The organism is Chryseobacterium sp. Marseille-Q8038, assembly GCF_965111995.1.
In genome coordinates this window covers 2,035,272-2,058,408 of sequence record NZ_CBCOPN010000002.1, presented here as the reverse complement: position 1 = coordinate 2,058,408, position 23,137 = coordinate 2,035,272, and the positions used below count along the sequence as shown (strand labels likewise).

The window sequence follows — 23,137 nt, the reverse complement described above, 5'->3', positions numbered from 1 at the left end:
TGAAGTCCAAAAAATTCCAGTTATACATCGGTAAACCTATAGAAATAAACACATTACGGAATAGAATTAATCACACACAAAAGTAGAATTATTTCTACATAACTCCACTTTTCACAATTAAAAAAAAGAGATTAACGTCTCAAACCCTTACTGTACGGGCGTTTACAAGATTTATTTACTCATCAGAAAGTGATTTCAAGCCCCTAAAAAGGCCCTTAATTCTCTGTAACAGGAATATTACAAAATAAAAACATGATAATAATCACAAAAAAAACGTATAAAAATTAATATTCTTATACGTTTTTCACAACTTTTATCATCTTATTTCCAACAAATAAAAAATAAAATTTAATTATGTTCAATGATAGCTTTAAGCAATAGATTAACCTCATCTACATTTTTAACCCTTTCCTTTCTCATCATCAGTTGGTTACCTTCTTTTCCTGACTTCTCTTTGAGCTGTGCTTCAGCGGGATTTCGGGTCAGATAATTAATGATATGCCTGAATCGGTCGGTCTGATAAAACTTATCCTGAGGATTTCCCGGAAAGTACCCTAAAAACACTCCGTTTTTCATAACAATTTTCTCAAAACCAATATCAGCAGCAAGCCATTTCAGAGAAACACTCTTCAAAAGGTTGACCGCTTCTTTTGGCAATGCTCCGAAACGGTCAATCAATTCCAGTTCAAACTGATGAAGATCCGCCTCATTATTAATCTCTGCAATTTTCTGATATAACAACAGCCTTTCTTCTGTATTAGAAATATATGAATCCGGTAACATCAACTCTAGATCTGTATCGATATTAACATCCTTCACAGATTTGAAAAGTTTCTGCCTGTCTTCTTCATTTTCAAAAAGGCTTTCAAAATCAGCATCATCTTTCAGTTCTTCTAAAGCTTCCTGCATCAGTTTCTGATAAGTCTCAAACCCCATTTCATTGATAAATCCACTCTGCTCAGCACCTAAAAGATCACCGGCACCACGGATCTCAAGATCTTTCATCGCAATCTGGAAACCGCTTCCCAAATCTGAAAACTGTTCAATGGCTTCCAGACGTTTTCTGGCATCTGAGGTCATCATATCGTAAGGAGGAGTAATCAGATAACAGAATGCTTTTCTGTTGCTACGCCCTACTCTTCCTCTCATCTGATGCAGGTCTGCCATACCAAACCTTTGTGCATCATTGATAAAAATAGTATTGGCATTCGGAACGTCCACTCCACTTTCTACAATGGTAGTAGAGACAAGAACATCATATTTCCCTTCCATAAAATCAAGCACATTCTTTTCCAGTTGTTTTCCTTCCATCTGCCCGTGTCCTGTGATCACTCTTGCATCAGGTACCAGCCTTTGGATAAGCCCCGCAATATCTTTGAGATTTTCAATTCTGTTGTTGATAAAATAAACCTGTCCATCTCTCTGAAGTTCATAGGAAACAGCATCTCGAAGAGTTTCTTCATTAAACCCTATCAACTGCGTATCTACAGGCTGCCTGTTGGGCGGTGGTGTTTTGATAACAGATAAATCCCTTGCAGCCATTAATGAGAACTGTAAAGTCCTCGGAATAGGAGTAGCCGTAAGAGTAAGCGTATCTACATTACTTTTAAGTGTTTTAAGCTTATCCTTTACTGAAACTCCAAACTTATGCTCTTCATCAATAATCAGCAAGCCCAAATCTTTAAATTTAACAGAACTGCTTACTAATTGATGAGTCCCGATAATAATATCCACCTTTCCATCTTTCAGAGCACTTAATGTTTCTGATTTCTGTTTAGCTGTTCTGAATCTGTTTACATAACCAACATTTACCGGAAAATCTTTAAGTCTTTCTTTAAAACTTCTGTAATGCTGAAAAGCAAGAATAGTCGTGGGAACCAATATCGCAACCTGCTTCCCGTCTGTCGCCGCTTTAAATGCAGCACGGATGGCAACCTCCGTTTTACCGAAACCTACATCACCACAAACCAGCCTGTCCATAACCGTATCAGCTTCCATATCTTTTTTCACATCTATGGTCGCTTTTTCCTGATCTGGAGTATCTTCATAAATAAAGCTAGCCTCCAATTCGTTCTGCAGATAGGAATCTGGTGTAAAAGCAAAACCTTTTGCCGTCTTTCTCTGGGCGTATAGCTGAATAAGATCAAAAGCAATCTGTTTAACCTTCGCCTTTGTTTTCTGTTTCAAAGATTTCCAGGTTGGAGATCCGAGTTTACTCAACACAATTTCTCTTCCATCCGGTCCGTTATACTTCGAAATCTTATGAAGAGAATGAATACTTACATATAATAAATCTCCATTTTTATAGGTCAGTTTAAAGCATTCCTGAATTTTACCATCGTTATTAACTTTTACAAGCCCCATAAATTTTCCGATTCCATGATCAATATGGGCGATATAATCCCCGATTTTCAAAGACATAAGGTCTTTCAGGGTAAGCTGTTCAGATTTTGCAAAAGTATTTTTAGCTTTATACCTCTGGTAACGGTCAAAAATCTGGTGATCAGTATAAACCATCAGTTTATGGCCGTTATCTACAAAACCTTCATGAAGTTCAGATTTAAAACTTTTAAAAGGGAGCTCATGTTCAAGTTCTTCAAAAATAGATTCCAGTCTTTCCTTCTGTTTTTCTGTTGAAAAGGAAATCCAGGTGTCAAATCCGATATTCTGCTTTTCTTCAATATCTTCAATCAGCAGTTCAAAGTTTTTATGAAAAGACGGTTGTGGAAGCTGTTCCATTTTGACTTCGGTAATTTCTTTCAGTCCTTCAATCACTGTCCCTCCAAAGTCAACCGTTTTGAATTTTTTATAATCGAATAGAAACTCCTGATCAGAAATAAAAAGTTCCTGTGGAGTTCTGTGCGCAATATCTTTAATTAATGTATCATATTTCTCCAGAGATTTTTCGTAGAATGTTCTGATCTTCTGCATTCCCACCATTCCGTTTTTGGTAACCACAAAACTTTCTTCAGGCAATAGCTGCAGCAATGACACTCTGGTTCCCGTTACTGAAAAGTTCATATTGGACACCAATTGGAAATCCTTCACTTTATCCACTGACAACTGAGTTTCGATATCGAAGGTTTTAATACTTTCCACTTCATTACCAAAGAAAGTAATTCTATAAGGCTTTTCATGTGAATAGGAAAACACATCTACAATTCCTCCCCTTACTGAAAACTCACCAGGTTCAGAAACGAAATCAGCCTGCTGGAAATGATAATGGTTAAGCAGCTCATCCACGAAATCAAAATCCAGCTGGTCGCCCACTTTTATATGATGAGAAATTGCTTTAAAATCTTCCTTTTTCAAAACCTTTTCCGATAAGGCTCCGGCATATGCTACAATCACTTTCGGAGATCTTCCTGAATTGATTTTATTCAACACTTCGGTTCTTAAAACCAGATTGGCATTTTGTGTTTTTTCCACCTGATAAGGTTCAAGATGGGTAGCAGGAAAATACAGCACTTTATCCTTACCAAGAAGATCTTCCATCTCAGTATTGGCATACAATGCATCCTCTTTATCATCTACCAGATAAAGAATATTTTTCTTCTGAACCAAAAAAAGCTCAGCGACAAAAATAGAAACCGAAGATCCCGCACTTCCTTTTACAGCAATATGCTGATTGTTTTCTAGCTGGGTAAAAATTTCTTTCCCAAACTCTTTCTGCATAAGGTCTGGAAGGAACTTTTCATTGATGGATTTTAACTGCATAGATAGTAAAGGTATAAACGACAAAAGCGATTTCGGGAGTTTTCCGAAACCGTTTATGATATACAAAGGTACGGATATTTTTTTCTTCCTTGGAAAAACTGAAAGACTGAGGGTTTAAAATGAAGGACTTAACCTCAGAAATCTTAATTTTTTACAATTTTATTTAATAACCTGTTAAAAAAATTCAAGTTTCTCCTCATGGCATAGTGTTTGGCATTTTAAGTATAACCAAACATTTAAGAATGATATTATGAAAAAAGCAATTAAAATCTTAGGAGTTATGATGCTGTTATTATTCACAGCATTATCTTTTTCGTCGTGCAGCAAAGATGACGACCCTGTAAACAATGAATTTTTTGCCGGAACCTATAAAGGAAAGATTTCCTATAATGACGGAGGCTCTACCAGCATCAGTACCGATAACGGAAGTGTATTTGTAACAAAAATCGCCAGCGGTACCAAGTATAATTTCGCTTTCTCAAACAGTATTCCGGATCTTAATGGAATTGAATTCAATCAGGAAGGAGACCATACTTTGGTGATGATTGGTTCTACAGCAACCTCTTATATCAGAATTGACAATAATACCTTAAAAATATTATTTGCAAAAGACGGCAAAACGTGGACAGCCAACTGTACACGTTAGATTTGTCTATTTATATATTATGCAAGCCTGTCTTCATCTTTGAAGGCAGGCTTTTTTATTGTAAATGAAGCCTTTTAATTTTTTTTTAAGCTGTAATAAACTTTAGTTAAGTTTCAAAATCCCAACATTCTAGCCTGCTTTTTGTATATCTTTATTCAACAAAAAACAAACAATAATTCTTATGAAAAAATTCTTATCTGCAATGTCTTTGATCCTGGGATTAGGACTTGCCACTGCTCAGCAGGCTACTCCCGCTACAAGCGCTACCGCTCATCCACCTGTAAAAGCAACGACTGCAAAAGCTGCTAAACCAGCAGAAGTAAAAGCGGCAAAACCGGCAATGGATGCAAAAGCTGCGAAGCCTGCACAACCGGCGGCCAAAATGAAAAAAGACGGTACACCGGATAAGAGATATAAAGAAAACAAACACCTGAAAAAAGACGGTACGCCTGATAAAAGATATAAGGCCAACAAATAAGCATAACATTAACATATAGTTGTTATTTTCATAATCAAATTTCGAAAAGCCGGTGGAACATGTTCCATCGGTTTTTTTATGTGAAGCTTTATAAAAAATGATTCCAGATTCTCTACTTATTTATAAATTTGACCCATGTTAAACTTCTTCAAGAAAAATGCAGCGTTGATCTGGGCAAAGAAACATGTCCAAAAAGCAGAGGATTTCAAAAAAAATGCTGAGAAAAATCAGGATAACCTATTAATTTTCCTGGTAAACACTGCTCAAAAGACTCTTTTTGGGCGTGAACATGATTTTGAAAATATCCATTCTGTAAAAGAATTTCAGGACAGAGTTCCTGTAGCCGACTATGAAGATCTGAAACCTTATATTGAAAGGGTAAAAAAAGGACAATCCAATATTCTATGGACAGAAACTCCGGAATATTTTGCCAAAACTTCGGGAACAACCTCAGGGTCTAAATATATTCCAATATCCAAGGAAGGAATGCCATTTCAGATTGCAGGAGCTCAAAGCGCTCTTTTTCATTATATCAGCAAAAAAAACAATGCTGATTTCGTCAACGGAAAAATGATTTTTCTACAAGGCAGCCCGGAACTTGAAGAGGTATTCGGAATAAAAACAGGAAGATTATCCGGCATTGTAGCTCATCACATTCCTAATTACCTCCAAAAAAACCGCCTTCCAAGCTGGGAAACCAACATTATGGAAGACTGGGAATCCAAAGTAGACAAAATCATTGAGGAAACAGAACATGAAAACATGACTCTGATCTCTGGAATCCCGCCATGGCTGATTATGTATTTTGAGAAACTATCGGAAAAACATGGTAAAAAGATCAAACAGCTTTTCCCTAATCTTCAGCTTATTGTAACCGGAGGAGTCAACTATGAACCGTATCGGGATAAAATGGAAGAATTACTGGGTGGTACAGTAGATATTGTTCAGACTTTCCCGGCATCTGAGGGCTTTTTTGCCTTCCAGGACGACTATACCAAAGAAGGACTTCTGCTATTGACCAATCATGGAATTTTCTATGAATTTATTCCTTTGGAAGAATATGGTAAGCCAGGAGCGAGAAGATTAACGTTAAAAGAAATTGAACTTCATAAAGATTACGCACTGATTTTGACCACCAATTCCGGATTATGGGCATATTCTATTGGAGATGTGGTAAGGTTTATCAGCAAAGATCCGTACAGGGTTTTGGTAAGTGGAAGAACCAAACATTTTACTTCTGCATTTGGAGAACATGTGATTGCCTTTGAAATAGAAGAAGCCATGAAAGCTGCGCTTGAAAAATATCCGGCACAGATTACGGAATTTCATCTTGCCCCACAGGTAAATCCATCAGAAGGCCTTCCTTATCATGAATGGCTGATTGAATTTGAAAAAGAACCGGAGCATTTGGAAGCATTCAGAGAGGAACTGGATCAACAGCTGCGGGCAAGGAATACTTATTATGATGATTTGGTTTCAGGAAATATTTTACAGAAGCTACACATCACGAGACTTAAAAAAAATGCCTTTCATGAATATGCCAAATCTCAGGGAAAATTAGGAGGCCAAAATAAGACTCCGAGATTGGCTAATGACAGAAAGATTGCAAATCTCTTAGAAATTTACAAACTTTAATCATATTTTTTCAATTCCGAAAACATATATTCGAAAAAAATTATAAATTTGAAAAACTAAAAGAAAATAATGAAAGCATCTGTACTGTTGAAATCATCTTTACTAACGTCTTTATTTGTTATTACGTCTTGTGCTACGACAAAATACAGCGAAGATATTTCAAAAAACAACTATTCTAATCTTGAAGCCGGAAAAGTATATAAAGTCACTATGAGAGACGGCTCTCCAAAACAGACCATCTTATTCAGAAATGTCGTTGGCGAAAATCTTGTAGGTACAGCCGGTAAAAAAGACAGTACAGAAGTAATTATTCCTAAATCAAATGTAGCGGCTGTAAAAGACAGAAGAAAAGCAAGAATTGCTGCGGGAGCTACTATCATTGGTGCAGCAGGAGTTGCGGCCATCGTATTGAGTTCTTCCAGAGCTGACTAAAATAGATTTTATCTTTTGAGATATATTTAATATATCTTTCAGAAATTGTCATATGAATAGCCTTAAATAAATTTTTAGGGCTATTTTTGTTCATGATTTCCTTTACCCCGTTACAAACATTACAAAATGTTGAATTCAGAAATCTTCTCACCGGGAGGTTTTTTATTGTTTTAGCTTTCAGAATGCTTGCCACTTTATTAGGATGGTGGGTGTATCAATTAACAAAAGATCCTTTTTCAATTGGCCTTATCGGACTTTCAGAGGTTATTCCCGCTGTAAGCTGTGCGCTGTATGCAGGACATGTTATTGATATGAATGAAAAAAAGAGACTGCTTCTCATCTGCAATTATGCTTATATTTTCCTGATCGGGCTTCTGCTGATTCCGGCCTTTCTGGATGTAGAAATGCATTTCACCGGTCATCAGATTACGTATTATATTTATGGAGTTATCTTTTTTACGGGAATAGCAAGGGCTTTTATCGGGCCTATCGTTCCTTCTATGATTCCTAAAATTGTAAAGAAGGAAAACCTTCCGAATGCAGTAACACTGAACCAGGCCACTTTCCTGATCTCTTCTGTTTGCGGACACGCAATTGGTGGTGTTCTTATTGGATTCATCGGCGTAAAATGGACTCTGGTTGCTATTTTAGCATTAATATTTGTTGCCTCATTATTTTTCTGGCAGCTCCATAAGCAGTATTCAGAATATAAAAAGGAAACGGTGAATGTAGTGGAAAGTATGCGTGAAGGGATTTCTTATATTTTTAAAACCAAAGAAATTCTGGGCGCTTTATGTCTTGATATGTTTGCGGTACTTTTCGGGGGTGCGGTGGCAATGATTCCTGTATTTGCAACAGATATTTTAAATTCAGGAGCTGAAGGCTTCGGTTTATTGAATGCAGCGTCAGACATTGGTTCCATGTGTATTATTACTATTTTGTCGATTGTCCCTCTGCGAAAAAATCAGGGAAAAATACTGCTTATCGTTGTTACAGGATTCGGACTATGCATCATTGGATTCGGCTTATCAAAATTATACTGGCTGTCTTTTATGTTCCTGGTGATGAGTGGTATGCTTGATGGAATTTCCGTGGTTATCCGAGGTACAATTGTTCAGTTGAAAACACCCGATCATATCAGAGGACGTGTTCTGAGTGTGAATTCAATTTTCATTATGTCCAGCAATGAAATGGGGCAATTCGAAAGTGGACTTATGGCCAAATTATTAGGGGTTGTACGCTCCGTTGTATTTGGTGGCTGTATGACTGTTTTAATTGCTTTGCTTGTAGGAAGCACCAATCCTAAATTGAGAAAGATGCAATATTAATTTATTGTTTATCAGTTCATTTAAAATCTGAGACAAAAAAAATCAGAATTCGAAATACTTAAAAACAGAATAGAACGTTTTTCTATTCTGATTTTTATTTTATACCTATTTTTTAAAACCTTATAAAAGAATTAAACTACAAATATTCATCAAAACCACTCATATCTTTACGATCTCCATATAATTCAACCGAAAGAATAAAATACCATATTAAAAACCAATATATTACTTTCATTAAATATATCTCAAAATCTTTAATTTAACGTTAATAATTTTTTATATTTGCTTCATAAAATATCCCCTATGACTAAACTTTTACTATTTTTGAGCTTTCTCATGGCAGGTTCTCTGATGAATGCTCAATTTTTTTCAGATCAAACCTTACAACAAACTGTTCTGCAGTTCGATACTGCTAAAACAGAAAACGACTATGATATGCTTTTCTCTAAGTTTTCAGAGGCTAAAACTTCAGAAAAATGGCAGGCTAATTACTATGCAGCAGCAGCATTATATCTTAAAACAAATTTCCTGTTAAAGAACAGCCCTAACAGCCCTCTTGGAGATCCTAATGAGTCTGCAAGAAAGCTGGCAATGCAGGCACTTGCTTCGGAAAAGAATAACGGAGAAGTAAACCTTCTTCTTGCTCTTATTCATTTTCAGAAAATCAGAATAAAAACAACTGCAGATCCTCAAAAGGAACTAAAGACCGTTACAAGCTTCATGAATAAAGCCGAAACAACTTTAAAGAATAACCCAAGACTTTCCTTCTTAAAGGCTGAAATGGCTGAAAAACAAGGAAACAAGGTAGAAGCAATAAAGTTATATCAAAAAGCAGCCCAAGAATTTGAAACATCAAACCCCTCATCCAGTTCACCTAACTGGGGAAAACAGTTGATAGGAACAAATTAACCGTAAGAAAATGCATGATCTTCTGAATACATCGGATGATCAGTTTTTTTTGATATAAAAGCTTTAAAATTCATTTAATGATCAGCGTATCACTATTTTGTATCAGGTAAAAGACAGCATTTTTTTAGTAAAAAAAACTTTTAATATTTCTTTTTAAAATCTACTCTTATGAAAAAAACATTACTTGTTTTCTTACTCATATTTTCACATATTTTATTTGCCCAATCAGACTGTAATACTGCAATGGCAGTCTGTGGCAACTCGGATATTTCATATACACCAGGCGGACACGGGGACATTGCAGAAGATTTGGGCGGATGTTTAACTTCTGATGAAAAGTACTCTGTATGGTATTCTTTTACCATAGCTACAGCAGGAACCCTTACCTTTGAAATTATCCCTAATGATCAGGGAGATGATTATGACTTTGGAGTATATGGACCTAACAAATCTTGTGGTAATCTTGGAACTCCAATCCGTTGTTCTTATTCAGGACAAAGCGGAAACACAGGTCTTAACATGACCTCAACAGACCTTAGCGAGGATGCAACAGGAGACAAATGGGTGAAGTACCTTGATGTATTGCCTGGCCAGACTTACTATCTGATTGTAAATAACCACAGAGAAACAGCTAACGGATTTAAATTATCATGGGGCGGAACAGCTACTCTGTCTTCTCCATTCACAGATCCGAATATACAACCTCATCCATTCATCCCACCGGGAGTTCCGGGGGCTAATCCTAATGATCCAAGAGAAGTTGTGATATGTTCAAACCCGGCGACTTTTGATTTCGCATCATTATCAGCAGGAATCCTGAACGGCAACCCTAACTTCAGCATTAGCTATCATACCAGCCAAAATGATGCTTTAACAGGTAACAATCCTCTTGTTGGGCCTCAAACAGTTACTCCTGTTGGAGTGTATTTCTACAGTATCAACTATACTGACCCTACGAATCCGAATAGCCCTATTAACAAATGTAGACAGACTGGTAAATTTAAATTTAAAGATGGCACCATAACGGCTACAGACGTTACCCTAACAAGCTGTAACAACAACAATGCAGGTACGGCAATGTATGACCTTACTACGGCAGCTGTTTTTGCTGATCCTACGGCAACCAAAAAATATTATTATACTTTATATGATCTGAATAACTCAATCAATGAGATTACAAACATTTATCAGTTTGTTTCTGCAGAAGGTAAAATATATGTAAAAGTAACTTCTGTATTCGGATGTACTGATATTGCAGAAATTACCCTTAAGTTCTACCCGGCAATTATCGCAAAAGATGCAGAATTAAGATCATGTTTTCTTGAAGCCAATCCTTCAACTGCTTTATTCAACCTTGATAACGCTGCTGTAATTACACCACAAGCAGGTATCACTAAAAAATATTTCCCTTCACTGACAGATGCAATAGATGGAACCAACCAGATTTTAAATGCCAATTATACTGCACCAAGTGGTTTGGTTTACGTAAGAGTATCTGATACCAGAGGATGTTTTGTAGTGGTAAAAATCGGTTTAACCGTAATTGCTCCCGTAACCTCTAGTGTTCTGAAAGACAAAATCATTTGTGTAGAAGATACGACAACGTTAGATGCCGGACCTGGATTTAAAAGCTACGAATGGAGCACAGGAGCGACAACTCAGTCTATCAAAGATGTAGGAGTGGGTGTTTACTGGGTAAAATTAAAAACGGGAGAATGTGTTGCCACTCAAAAGGTAACTGTATATCCTTCTGAACAACCGGTAGTAACCAACGTTGATATCTCCAACACTACATTAACAATCAATGTGATAGGAGGAACACCGGATTACCAGTACTCTATGGATAAAATTTTATGGCAAGCCTCTAATACATTTTCCAATGTAGCAAGAGGAACTTATAAAGTATATGTAAAAGATGCTTATGACTGCGAGCCTATTGAAGTTACCGTAGTAGTTCCTAACCTTATCAATATGATCACTCCAAACGGAGATGGTGTAAATGATGTTGTAGATTATTCTGCTATGGCAGATAAACAAAGCCTGGTTTTAAGTATCTTTGACAGATATGGAACAAAAATCCACCAGGGAGACAAATCCAATGGTTACAAATGGGATGGTACAATTGCCGGCAAGAAAATCCCAACCGGTACCTACTGGTATTCTGTAACATGGAATGAGAATGACAAAAAGAACACTCCTTTCAAGTTTTCAGGTTGGATTGTTGTAAAAAACAGAGAGTAATTCTTAACAATATAAAAAGCCGCTTTGGCGGCTTTTTCTTTTACAAATAATGATAAAATTTATTGATTTCAAGTTTGTTTAACAAAAATAGTTTTAACAATGAAAAAAATATTACTTCTTTTTATTTTATTGATAACGCAAATGGCCTTTTCACAGTCAGACTGTGTCACAGCAATTCCCATCTGTGGTAACTCTGACATTTCTTACACACCTTCAGGACCTGGAAATATCATAGAGATTCTTAACCAAAACGGAGGATGTCTTGGTACCAATGAAAGATATACCGTTTGGTATACCTTCACGGTATCCTCACCAGGAACACTGGCATTTAAAATAAAACCTAACGATCAAGGTGATGATTATGACTTTGCAGTCTATGGGCCAACAGCAAACGGTTGTGCTTCTTTACAGAATGCAGATCATGTCTTCATACAGCCTATAAGATGTAACTATAGCGGTACTCCGGGAGACACAGGTCTGGATCTTACTCTTGCTCCACCCGCAGTATTCCCTACTAACCCTCCTGGCGTTACATCCAGTATGAACAATGGGAAATGGAGTCCTTACATGGATGTGCTGGCAGGTCAAACATATTATTTGGTGATTGACAACTTCAGTAGATCCGTTAATGGTTTCTCTTTAGAATGGTCTGGTACGGCAAGTTTAAGTTCCGCATTTAACGATCCGGTTCTTTCCCCTAACCCATTTATTGCGCCGGGAATTCCTGGAGCTACTCCTACTGACCCGAACCAGGTGATGGTTTGTGCATTACCTACGCAGTTTGATTTTACAACACTTTCTGCAGCTATCATCAATGGTAACAGCCCTAACTTCAAGGTTACTTATCATAAAACAACCAACGATGCCCTTACAGGACAAAACCCTCTTACAGTAGCAACTGTTGATGGGGTTACAACATACTATTACCGAGTTGTATACCAAGATCCTAATAATCCGACCAATCCTATTAACGGATGTTTCATAACAGGGAAATTTAAATTTGTCAACGTGGGTATTTCAGCCAATGCGGCCACTTTATACTCTTGTAACAACTATGGAGCCGGTACTGCAAAATATAATTTAACAACAGCCAATGTATTTGGAGGTAGTGGTGCAACCATTAAGTATTATGCTACTATTGCTGATATGAATGCAGAGATTAATGAAATAACAGATCCTGCCAACTATACTTCTCCTGAAACAACGATATACGTAAAAGTAGTTTCTACTTTCGGATGTATTGCAACCACAACGATCAGATTATTATTCTACCCTACGGTTGTATTGAAAGACGCTGTACTACAAAACTGTTATATTGATAACGATGTTACCCGCTCAACATTTGACCTTTCTAAAGCAGACATCGGAGTAGCTGTTCCAACACCTGCCGGAACTATTATTAAATATTATACTTCTATAGCTGATGCCCAAGCACAGACAAACCCTATTGTAATGGCATTAAACTATCTTTCAGAAAGCAAAACGGTATATGCAAGAGTAGATAATGACAAGCTGTGTTATTCGATTGCCAAGATAGAACTGATTGTATTACCTCCGGTAAAATCAGCTGTATTAAAGGATAAAACGATTTGCGCGGAAGCCAAAACCACTTTGGATGCGGGACCTGGATTTGTAAGCTACGAATGGAGCACAGGTGAAACTACACAAGCTATCAACAACGTAGGTGTGGGTGTTTATTGGGTAAAACTTCAGACCGGAAAATGTTTCACCCTTCAGGAAGTACGTGTACATGCAAGCCTTCAGCCTGTGATCTCAGGAATAGAAATCAGCAACAATAATATCACTGTAACAGCTTCGGGTGGAGTTCCTCCTTACAAGTATTCTGTAGATGGGGTAAACTGGCAGGATTCCAATATATTCACAGGACTTCCTAGAGGAGAGAACACAATCTATGTAAAAGATACTTACAACTGTACTCCTATCCAGGTAACTGTGACGGTTCCTAATCTTATCAACGCTATTACTCCGAACGGAGACAACGTAAATGATGTTATTGACTACTCAGCATTAGCTTACAAGAAAAACCTGGTCTTCATTGTATATGACAGATATGGAAACAAACTTCATGAAGCCAATAGAATGAATAACTTCTCTTGGGACGGAACAGCCTTTGGTAAGAAAATTCTTACCGGAACCTACTGGTACACGATCTCATGGAACGAAAACAATAAAGACAATACCGAAACCAAATATTCAGGATGGGTATTGGTAAAGAATAAAGAATAAAGAATAAGCTATACTTAATCTTTTTGAAAAAATCACCTCAGACTGAGGTGATTTTTTTTATCAACAAGATCAACCTCCTGTTTACAGCATTTTCCGAAAGACTGCTAATAATTTGTTGAATACTATTTTTTTATTATTTTTTAAATAAACTATCTTTGCACCATGGCGCAGAAAGAAACATTATCATCCCTGACACACGGAAACTTTGCAAAAGAATTGTCTATTGCGGATGGAAAAATGCCTCCCAATGCAGTGGATTTCGAAAGACTTGTTATCGGAACTTTTTTGATTGATAAGAAAGGGCTTGACCATTCCATTGACCTTCTTACCTCAGAAGTATTTTATGATCCGAGACATCAGGTCATCTTTTCTATCATATTAAAACTTTATGAAGGCAACCATCCGGTAGACTTAATGACCATTATTCAGGAATTAAAAAAAGAAGATAAGCTAAGCCAGGCAGGTGGTGATCACTATATCATTGACCTTACGATGGGAGTAAGTTCATCTGCCCATATTGAATACCATGTACGTGTGATTCTTGAAAAATATATTTTAAGAAGCCTTATCAATGTTTCTGCCAACGTTATTGATTCTTCCTATAAAGAATCAACCGATGTTTTTGAACTTTTGGATAAAGCTGAACAGTCTTTCTTTGAGATTACCAACGGAACGATTAAAAAAGGATTCGATACCGCCAACTCATTGGTAAAACAGGCTATTGATACGATTAAATCTTTAAAAGATAAGGAAGGACTTTCAGGGGTCCCTTCAGGATTTCGGGATGTAGATAAAGAAACCGGTGGCTGGCAGAACTCTGACCTTATCATTATTGCTGCACGTCCCGCGATGGGGAAAACGGCATTCCTTCTTTCCATGGCAAGAAATATTGCAGTAGGACACAAAGTTCCTATGGCTCTTTTCTCTCTCGAGATGGCATCTGTACAGCTGATCACCAGAATGATTGCTTCTGAAACAAGAATTTCTTCTGAGAAATTAAGAAAAGGAACTTTGGATGATGAAGAATGGCAGAGACTATTCTCTAATGTATCTGAGTTGGAAAATGCTCCTTTATATATTGACGAAACTCCTTCCCTTTCCATATTTGACTTCCGTGCAAAATGCCGAAGACTGGTAATGCAGCATGGAGTAAGGATTATCATGGTCGACTACCTTCAGCTGATGACAGCAGGAAGCAGCGGCGGAAAAGGAGTTGGAAACCGTGAACAGGAGATCTCCATGATTTCACGTTCATTAAAAGCGATTGCAAAAGAACTTAACGTTCCGGTAATTGCTCTTTCCCAGCTTTCAAGAAGTGTGGAAGCCCGTCCAGGAAAAAGACCTCAGCTTTCTGACCTGAGGGAATCCGGAGCGATTGAGCAGGATGCGGATATCGTATCTTTCATCTTCAGACCGGAATATTATAAAATTACTGTTTGGGATAATGATGAGGAAGGACAGGAAACTTCTACTGAAAACCAGGCCGAGCTGATTATTGCAAAGCACAGGAATGGTGCTACGGCAGATGTCCGACTATCTTTCTTAAAACATTTTGCAAAATTTGGTGATATCGAAGCAGCAATGGACGGAGCCGGAGGAGGATATCCTTCCAACTTTGGAGAACCAAGTGGCTTTGACAAGATCAAAACAACTATTCAGCCAGGGGCAGCATTTGACCTTCCGGACAGCTCAAAACTTTCCGGTTCATCAATGAATGACTTTGATGATGATGATGACTTCCCGTTTTAAGGAAGAATAAAGTTTAGATCAATTCATTTTAATTTTACGGTCAATACATCAATTTTTAAAAAACAGATTTGAGAATCGAAATTTATACCGACGGGGCTTGCAGCGGAAATCCGGGAAAAGGCGGATATGGAATTCTCATGCGCGTTCCTGAAAAAAATTACCAGAAAACATTTTCAAAAGGTTTTCGAAAAACCACGAACAACAGAATGGAACTTCTGGCTGTTATCACGGCATTGGAAAAACTGAAATCAACAGAAAATGAAATCCATGTCTACACTGACAGCAAGTACGTATCTGATGCCATCAACCAAAACTGGATTGCCGGATGGATCAAAAGAGGCTGGAAAAATGTAAAGAACCCTGACCTCTGGAAAAAATTCGTTGAGCTATACAATAAGCACACCCCAAAAATGCATTGGATAAAAGGGCATGCAGGACACTTTGAGAATGAGCTTTGCGACAAATTAGCTGTGGCAGCAGCCAATTCTTCGGATCTCGAAATTGATACTTCTTTCGAGAGTCTTGATAGTAATTCTCTATTTTAATCTTAATTAAAACAAATCTAAAGGCACTGCTCAATATTTACCATTTCAACAGAAGAAACAAGATTTATTAAAAAATAATTAAATTTTTTAACAAAATTAACATTAAATACATATTGTTTACTTGGGATTTAATATCTTTACACCTTAATAAAAGTCCCATCTACATGAATAAAAATCTATTATTGTATTTATCTGTTTTTTTACTCTGTATAGCCGGGAAGTCCTTTGCCCAGACTTATCAGCTTGTTGGAAACCCGGTGAACACTACCGGATGGACGATGGTTTCACCTACTCAGGTAAACACAGATTTTATTCAGCTTACTCCGGATACCAACAACCAGTCCGGCTCCATCAGGCTGAATGACCCTATTAATTTAAAATATTGCGACAAATGGAGAGTGGAATTTGATTTCAGAATGGACTCCAACCAAACTTCTAACGGGGACGGAATTGCCTTCTGGTATCTTGCCAACCCACCCGTTGCCAGTGTATTAGGTTCTGGTCTTGGAGTATCTCAAAATGCTGTAGGGCTTATCGTAGGACTTGACACTTACAACAATACCACCACTGCTACCATGAGTAAGGTTCATGTTGCTTATGGACAGGTTCAAAACACAACCGACAACAATAACGTAGAATTCTTCAATGTTCCCGGAAGTTCTTTTCACTCACCGGATCTGAATACTACACAGCCTTTTCAGGGAACAACTTTTAAACATGTTGAAGTAACAGCGCAGGTAGATCCCGCTTCTCCTACCGGCTGGATTATCAAGATCACAATAGATGGAAATGTAATTTGCAATCAGCCTTTTGCTCCTTCAGGCACCGCTGCCGCAATGACGGTAGGATATTTTGGTTTTTCCGCTTCTACAGGAGGGGCAAGATCAAGACATTCTATTAAAAATGTAAAAATTTACACGGATAAAGTTCCTATTTTACAGAATTCAGCAACACAATCGTTTTGTCCTAATCCCACAACGGGATTTGGGTCTGTAAACCTGACATCTTTCAATTCACAATTTGTCAACAATACATCAAATTACACCTTTACCTATTATCCGCTGGGAAGCTCAACACCTATTGCCAACCCTACCAGTTATCAGTTCAATGCCAACACAACGGTTACGGTGGTTATTAAAGATAATGCAGGATTGCTCTGTGATAACCCGGATGGTAAAATTTTACTGGTTCTCGCCCCTTTCAAAGCAGAAGACAAAACAATTACCGTTTGTAATAATAACAAGATAGGAACAGCCGCCTTCAATCTGAATACTGCAGCTGTCACAAATGTTCCCGGGGTTACAAAAAAATATTATAAAACTTTAGCTGACCTCAATGCTGATGTTAATGAGATTCAAAATCCTGATAATTATTTATCAGCTCCTGGTATCGTTTACATAAAAGTAACAACGCCTCAGGGATGTACGGGTTCAGCAAAAATTACACTTGCATTCTATCCTGATACTCCAGTGAAAGAAGCGACCTTAAGGTCATGTTTCATTGAAAATAATATCACGAGTGCCATCTTTAATTTAACAACGGCAGATGTTACTACTTTAGGAGCTGGTGCCGCAAAGAAATATTACACCTCAATAGCCAATGCTTTAGACGGAATCAATGAGATTATGAATCCTCTTCAGTATTTATCTACAAATACTGTCGTATATGCAAAGGTAACTGATACCAACGGATGTTTTAATATCGCTAAAATCAACCTTATTGTATTACCCCCTGTACCATCTTCTGTTCTGAAAGACAAAACCATTTGTATTGGTGAAAAAACAGATCTTGATGCAGGTCCCGGATTCGATGGTTATGAATGGAGCACAGGAGCAACAACCTCTTCCATTAAAGATGTAGGAGTAGGTACTTATTGGGTAAAACTTAAAACAGGCAACTGTATCACTACGCAGATTGTCAACGTAAAAGCATCTGCAAATCCTGTGATCTCCAGCATTGATATTGACAACAATACGATAACAGTAAATGTAGCAGGAGGAACTCCTCCATACCAATATTCACTTGATGGAGTCAATTGGCAGCCCAGCAATATATTTACAGGCTTAGCAAGAGGAGAAGTAAGAGTTTATGTAAAGGATTTTTACAACTGTACACCTGTTGAAGTTCAGATTACAGTACCTAACCTTGTTAATGCAATCACTCCAAATGGTGATAATGTAAATGATTTCATTGACTATTCAGCACTCGCTTACAAGAAAAATCTGATATTCATCGTCTACGACAGATATGGCAACAAATTATACGAAGCCGGAAAAATGAGAAACTTTACCTGGGACGGAACTGCTTCCGGTAAAAAAGTTCTTACAGGAACGTATTGGTACACCATTTCATGGAACGAAAACAACAAAGACAATACTGAAACTAAATACTCAGGCTGGGTATTGGTTAAAAACAGAGAATAAATTTTACTATCAGAAACTACCTCATTTGGGGTAGTTTCGGTATTAAGAGCAGGATCTGCCTCATCAGAATCTGAGACCGGATATTGCTTTTTATGATCTATACAAACATTCAAAAAAAACAATTTTATATCTAAGATTAAGTATAACATCACAATCCATCCACTATGAAAAAAGATATACTCATTTTTGCACTGACTATCTTATTATGCTTGCCGGGAAGATTATTTTCACAAACCTATCAGCTTACCGGAAACCCAGTAAACACAACAGGCTGGGATCTTGTCTCTGATGCCATAGTAAGCGGAGACTTTGTACGGCTTACAACCGATCAGACCAGCAGATACGGAGCTGTAAAATTATCAACCCCAATTACGTTAAGCTATTGTGATAAATGGAAAGTAGAATTCGATTTCAGAATTGACGGAAACGGAACCACGCAGTTTGGAAAAGGAGATGGTTTTACCTTCTGGTATCTTGCTAATCCACCAACAGGATTTGTATCAGGAGGTGGACTGGGTATTCCTGCCAATGCTTCCGGGCTTATGGTTGGTTTTGATATTTTCAACAATACTACTGAAGGCCAGATGAGTAAAGTTCACATTCTTTACGGAACCAACAATACAGCAGGAAACAATATTGAATACAATACAACTCCTGGAAGTACCTTCCACTCTCCTGACCTTATTGCTACGCAGCCATTTGTAGGGGACACTTACAGACACGTTGAAGTAAACGGAGAAACAGACCTTACCAACCCAACAAACTGGATCATCAAAGTAAGAATAAACGGTGTTCTTATCGTAGATCAGTCTTTTGCTCCTTCCGGAGGGGCAGTAGGAATGTCACAGGGATATTTTGGTTTTTCCGCAGCAACCGGAGGAGCCAGCGCAAGACATTCCATTAAAGACGTTAAAGTATTTGTAGATAAAGTACCCATTTTAAGTAATACCCTAACTCCGTTCGTATGTACCAATCCTGCTACAGGAAACGGTGTGGTAGACCTTACTTCTTACAATTCTCAATTTGTAAATAATCCCGGAAATTATATTTTCACTTATTATGTATTGGGAAGTTCTACCCCTATTGCCAATCCTTCAGCTTTCCAGTATTCAGGAAACACTACGATTAAGGTGGTTGTAAAAGATCCTACCTCTACGCTTTGTGATAATGGTGATGGAGTTATTCAGCTTAATCCTACTCCATTTGCTGCAACAGATGCCAGCCTTTCCGGATGTAATAACAACAATGCCGGAACAGCAACTTTTGATCTTAATACTGCGGCTGTAACAACTGTTGCCGGAGTTACCAAAGAATTCTACCCTACTTTATTTGATCTGAATAATGGAACAAACCAGATTACAAACCCTTCTGCCTATGCATCAGCAGCAGCAACTATATATGTAAAAGTAACCACACCTCAAGGCTGCGTAAGTACAGCAAAAATTACATTGAATATTTACCCTGTTGTGGTTGTGAATGATGTTGAAATAAAATCCTGCTTTATAGAAACCAACCCTTCTATGGCATCCTTTAATCTTACAGGAGCTATAGTTTCTCAGGGCGGAGTTACCAAAGAATATTATCCATCGTTAACTGATGCGATCAGCGGGACTAACGCAATTTCTACTCCGGCAGCATACATTGCACCTAATGGAGTTATTTATATTAAAGTATTCGGGGCAAACGGGTGTTATTCTATTGCTAAAGTTACGTTAACCGTAATTCCTCCTGTTTTCTCAAGAACTTTACATGATGTGACGATTTGTATTGAAAACACCACAACATTAGATGCAGGAGCCGGATTTAAAAGCTATGAATGGAGCACGGGAGCCACTACACAATCTATTAAGAATGTAGGAGTAGGAACGTACTGGGTAAAACTAAAAACCGGAGATTGTATCGCAACACAAAAAGTGACGGTATATCCTTCCGATAATCCAGTGATTACCACCGTAGACATTTCAGGAAGCACGGTGACCGTATATGCCAATGGTGGAACTCCTCCTTACCAGTATTCTATGGATAATATTAACTGGCAGGATTCCAATGTGTTTACCAATATTGCCAGAGGAGAAGCCAAAGTATACGTAAGAGATGGTTACAACTGTATCCCTGTTGAAGTGAATATCACCGTTCCTAATCTGATCAATATCATTACTCCTAATGAAGATGGAATCAATGATTTCGTTGATTATTCAGCATTGGCCAATAAACAAAATCTGGAAATAGCGATCTTCGACAGATATGGCTATAAAATGTTCCAGGCAGATAAAACCAACGGCTACAAATGGGCAGGAACTACCAATGGAAGCAAAAAAGTTCCTACAGGAAACTACTGGTATTCTGTTTCATGGAATGAAAATAATAAAAACAGTACTCCGATAAAATTCTCAGGCTGGATTGTTGTAAAAAACAGAGAATAATTACACTTTCCGCCACATCAAAAGAATCACCCCGCCAGTCGGGGTGATTTTTTGCATTTACAGGGAGGAGATATTTCATTTTAAAGACTCTTTATTCATATTCAATTCTTAAATTTGTGCTATGAATTATTTGGAAGCTTTAAGCAGAAGATATTCTGTAAAAAAATTCAACCATCAGATTATTCCTCAGGAAGCCCTTCACAACATTCTTGAGTCAGGAAAGCTGTCTGCCAGTTCTCTGGGACTTCAGCCCTATAAAATTGTGATTGTTGAGAGTGAGGAAATGAAGCAGAAATTAATTCCGGCTTTCTATAATCCATCTCAGATTTCCACCTGTTCTCATCTTATTGTCATTATTTCAAAGAAAATTATTGAAGAGAACTATATCCGGGGGTATTTTAATCATATCTCTGAAGTAAGGGATACTCCTATGGAAAAACTGGACCCTTTCAGAAATAGCATTAATCAGCATATTAATCAGAAAACACACGATGAAATTTTCAACTGGGCAGAAAAACAGTCTTATATAGTATTGGCCAATCTTATGTATGCCGCTGCTATTGAAAGCATAGACTCTTGTCCTATGGAAGGCTTCCGTCAGGATCTTATAGAAGAAATTCTGAATATCAATCCTGAAACAGAAAAAGTAACCGTTACCCTCGCTTTAGGCTACCGTTCTGAAGAAGATCATTTCCAACACATGAAAAAAGTAAGAAAACCAAACGAAAAATTGTTTAAATTTATTTAATATTTTAAACGATTGTACCTAAAGCCAGCATATGATAAAAGCGGATGTATTAGTAATCGGTTCCGGCATTTCCGGACTTTCCTATGCCATTAAAGTTTCTGAACAGCTCCCTGATGCCAAAATCATTATTGTAACAAAATCTGATGAAGACGAAAGCAACACAAAATACGCTCAAGGCGGTCTTGCAGTAGTTACAGATTCTAAAAATGATAATTTCAGCAAACATATTGAAGACACGATGCGAGCCGGAGACGGGGAAAACAAACGCGATGTTGTAGAAATGGTCGTTACGGAAGCTCCAAAAAGATTTAAAGAAATTGTAGAATGGGGCGCACAGTTCGATATGAAGAATGGTAAATTCGCTTTAGGAAGAGAAGGAGGTCATACCGAAAACAGAATCGTCCATCATAAAGATATCACAGGTTTTGAAATTGAAAGAGCTTTATTGCAAACGGCTAATAACAGCCCGAATATCGAAATTCTTGATCATCATTATGTGATTGATATTATTACACAGCACCATGTTCCCGGAAAAGAACTTAATGAAGGAGACATCCACTGCTATGGCGCTTATATTCTGGATGAGAAATCCAAAACAATCAAAAAAATAACGTCTAAAATAACACTGGCTGCCACTGGGGGAGCCGGACATGTTTATAAGAATACAACCAATCCTACTATTGCTACCGGAGACGGAATTGCTTTCGTAGCCCGTGCCAAAGGAAAAGTTTCCAATATGCAGTATTATCAGTTCCACCCAACTGCTTTATATAGCAAAATGGATGGAATGTTATTTTTAATTTCAGAAGCTGTTCGCGGAGACGGAGCTAAATTAAGAACCAAAAGGGGCGAAAAGTTCATGCATAAATATGATGAACGTGAGGAACTCGCATCAAGAGATATTGTAGCAAGAGCCATCGATGCCGAAATGAAAATTACAGGAGACGAATTTGTCGGTTTAGATTGTAAGGAAATGAATCATGAAAAATTCTTAGAACATTTCCCGAATATTTATAAAAAATGTAAAGACGAAGGAATTGATCCTTTCACTCAATTGATTCCTGTTGTACCTGCCTGCCACTACTTAATGGGAGGAATTGAAGTAGACAGAGACGGACAGTCTTCCATCAGAAATCTTTTTGCAGTAGGAGAATGTACCAACTCAGGACTTCACGGGGCCAACAGACTTGCTTCCAACTCACTGCTTGAAGGTTTGGTTTTCGGACACAATGCCGCCATGAAAACAGTAGAACTTCTGAATGAAAACAGTTTCAACTTTGATGATCTTAAAGCCGTTCCGGAATGGAATGAAGAAGGAATGAAAATCATGGACGAAATGGTCATCGTCAGCTATCTGAGAAAACAGCTTCAGGAAATGATGAGTGATCTGGTAGGTATTGTAAGAAGTAACAGACGTCTGAATATGGCATTACAAAAACATCAGGAAATTGCTGCAGCGGTGGATGAAATCTACCACTACTCTATTCTTTCCCCACAATTATCAGAATTAAGAAACCTAACAACCGTTGCACATCTCATCATTACCCAATCTATGGAAATGACAGAGAATAAAGGAGCATTTTATAATAAAGATTTAGTTTAAAAGAAATCACACA

At 37.6% G+C, this 23,137-nt stretch carries 15 protein-coding genes; 14 read left to right on the top strand and 1 reads right to left on the bottom strand.

Annotated features, from left to right (window positions below; translation table 11 throughout):
* Nucleotides 1-348 precede the first annotated feature (348 nt).
* Nucleotides 349-3,717 (bottom strand): transcription-repair coupling factor, encoded by a 3,369-nt coding sequence (gene mfd, locus ACWPWS_RS23275; RefSeq protein WP_454048074.1) that lies wholly within the window; start codon nt 3,715-3,717, stop codon nt 349-351.
* Between the two features lie 250 nt (nt 3,718-3,967).
* On the opposite strand from mfd, the gene ACWPWS_RS23270 reads away from it, so the two are divergent.
* From ACWPWS_RS23270 to nadB, 14 genes are all read left to right on the top strand, one after another.
* On the top strand, nt 3,968-4,363 hold the full coding sequence (locus ACWPWS_RS23270; protein WP_105683220.1) for a hypothetical protein: 396 nt from the start codon (nt 3,968-3,970) through the stop codon (nt 4,361-4,363).
* 181 nt (nt 4,364-4,544) lie between these two features.
* Entirely contained in the window at nt 4,545-4,841 is a 297-nt protein-coding gene (locus ACWPWS_RS23265) for a hypothetical protein (RefSeq protein ID WP_454048073.1), read from the top strand.
* Between the two features lie 135 nt (nt 4,842-4,976).
* Nucleotides 4,977-6,476, top strand: a complete 1,500-nt coding sequence (locus ACWPWS_RS23260) for a GH3 auxin-responsive promoter family protein (RefSeq protein ID WP_454048072.1) — start codon at nt 4,977-4,979, stop codon at nt 6,474-6,476.
* Between the two features lie 69 nt (nt 6,477-6,545).
* On the top strand, nt 6,546-6,908 hold the full coding sequence (locus ACWPWS_RS23255) for a hypothetical protein (protein ID WP_034691515.1): 363 nt from the start codon (nt 6,546-6,548) through the stop codon (nt 6,906-6,908).
* A gap of 92 nt (nt 6,909-7,000) precedes the next feature.
* The gene (locus tag ACWPWS_RS23250; protein ID WP_454048071.1) at nt 7,001-8,236 is read left to right on the top strand and encodes an MFS transporter; all 1,236 of its coding nucleotides are present in this window, start codon (nt 7,001-7,003) and stop codon (nt 8,234-8,236) included.
* Between the two features lie 303 nt (nt 8,237-8,539).
* On the top strand, nt 8,540-9,145 hold the full coding sequence (locus ACWPWS_RS23245; RefSeq protein WP_209786267.1) for a tetratricopeptide repeat protein: 606 nt from the start codon (nt 8,540-8,542) through the stop codon (nt 9,143-9,145).
* Between the two features lie 168 nt (nt 9,146-9,313).
* The gene (locus tag ACWPWS_RS23240) at nt 9,314-11,386 is read left to right on the top strand and encodes a T9SS type B sorting domain-containing protein (RefSeq protein WP_454048070.1); all 2,073 of its coding nucleotides are present in this window, start codon (nt 9,314-9,316) and stop codon (nt 11,384-11,386) included.
* Nucleotides 11,387-11,485: 99 nt separating this feature from the next.
* Complete coding sequence (locus tag ACWPWS_RS23235) at nt 11,486-13,633, top strand: T9SS type B sorting domain-containing protein (protein WP_209786269.1); 2,148 nt, start codon at nt 11,486-11,488, stop codon at nt 13,631-13,633.
* 162 nt (nt 13,634-13,795) lie between these two features.
* A complete protein-coding gene (gene dnaB, locus ACWPWS_RS23230; RefSeq protein ID WP_047380329.1) occupies nt 13,796-15,382 on the top strand; it encodes a replicative DNA helicase in 1,587 nt (528 codons plus the stop codon).
* A gap of 68 nt (nt 15,383-15,450) precedes the next feature.
* On the top strand, nt 15,451-15,927 hold the full coding sequence (gene rnhA / locus ACWPWS_RS23225) for a ribonuclease HI (RefSeq protein ID WP_454048069.1): 477 nt from the start codon (nt 15,451-15,453) through the stop codon (nt 15,925-15,927).
* Between the two features lie 164 nt (nt 15,928-16,091).
* Nucleotides 16,092-18,350: a T9SS type B sorting domain-containing protein gene (locus tag ACWPWS_RS23220; RefSeq protein WP_454048068.1), complete on the top strand. Its 2,259-nt coding sequence runs from the start codon at nt 16,092-16,094 to the stop codon at nt 18,348-18,350.
* A gap of 164 nt (nt 18,351-18,514) precedes the next feature.
* Nucleotides 18,515-20,773: a T9SS type B sorting domain-containing protein gene (locus tag ACWPWS_RS23215; RefSeq protein WP_454048067.1), complete on the top strand. Its 2,259-nt coding sequence runs from the start codon at nt 18,515-18,517 to the stop codon at nt 20,771-20,773.
* Nucleotides 20,774-20,894: 121 nt separating this feature from the next.
* Nucleotides 20,895-21,521, top strand: coding sequence for an NAD(P)H-dependent oxidoreductase (locus ACWPWS_RS23210; RefSeq protein WP_105683209.1), 627 nt, complete (start codon nt 20,895-20,897; stop codon nt 21,519-21,521).
* Nucleotides 21,522-21,552: 31 nt separating this feature from the next.
* Complete coding sequence (gene nadB, locus ACWPWS_RS23205) at nt 21,553-23,124, top strand: L-aspartate oxidase (RefSeq protein ID WP_209786273.1); 1,572 nt, start codon at nt 21,553-21,555, stop codon at nt 23,122-23,124.
* Nucleotides 23,125-23,137: the final 13 nt, after the last annotated feature.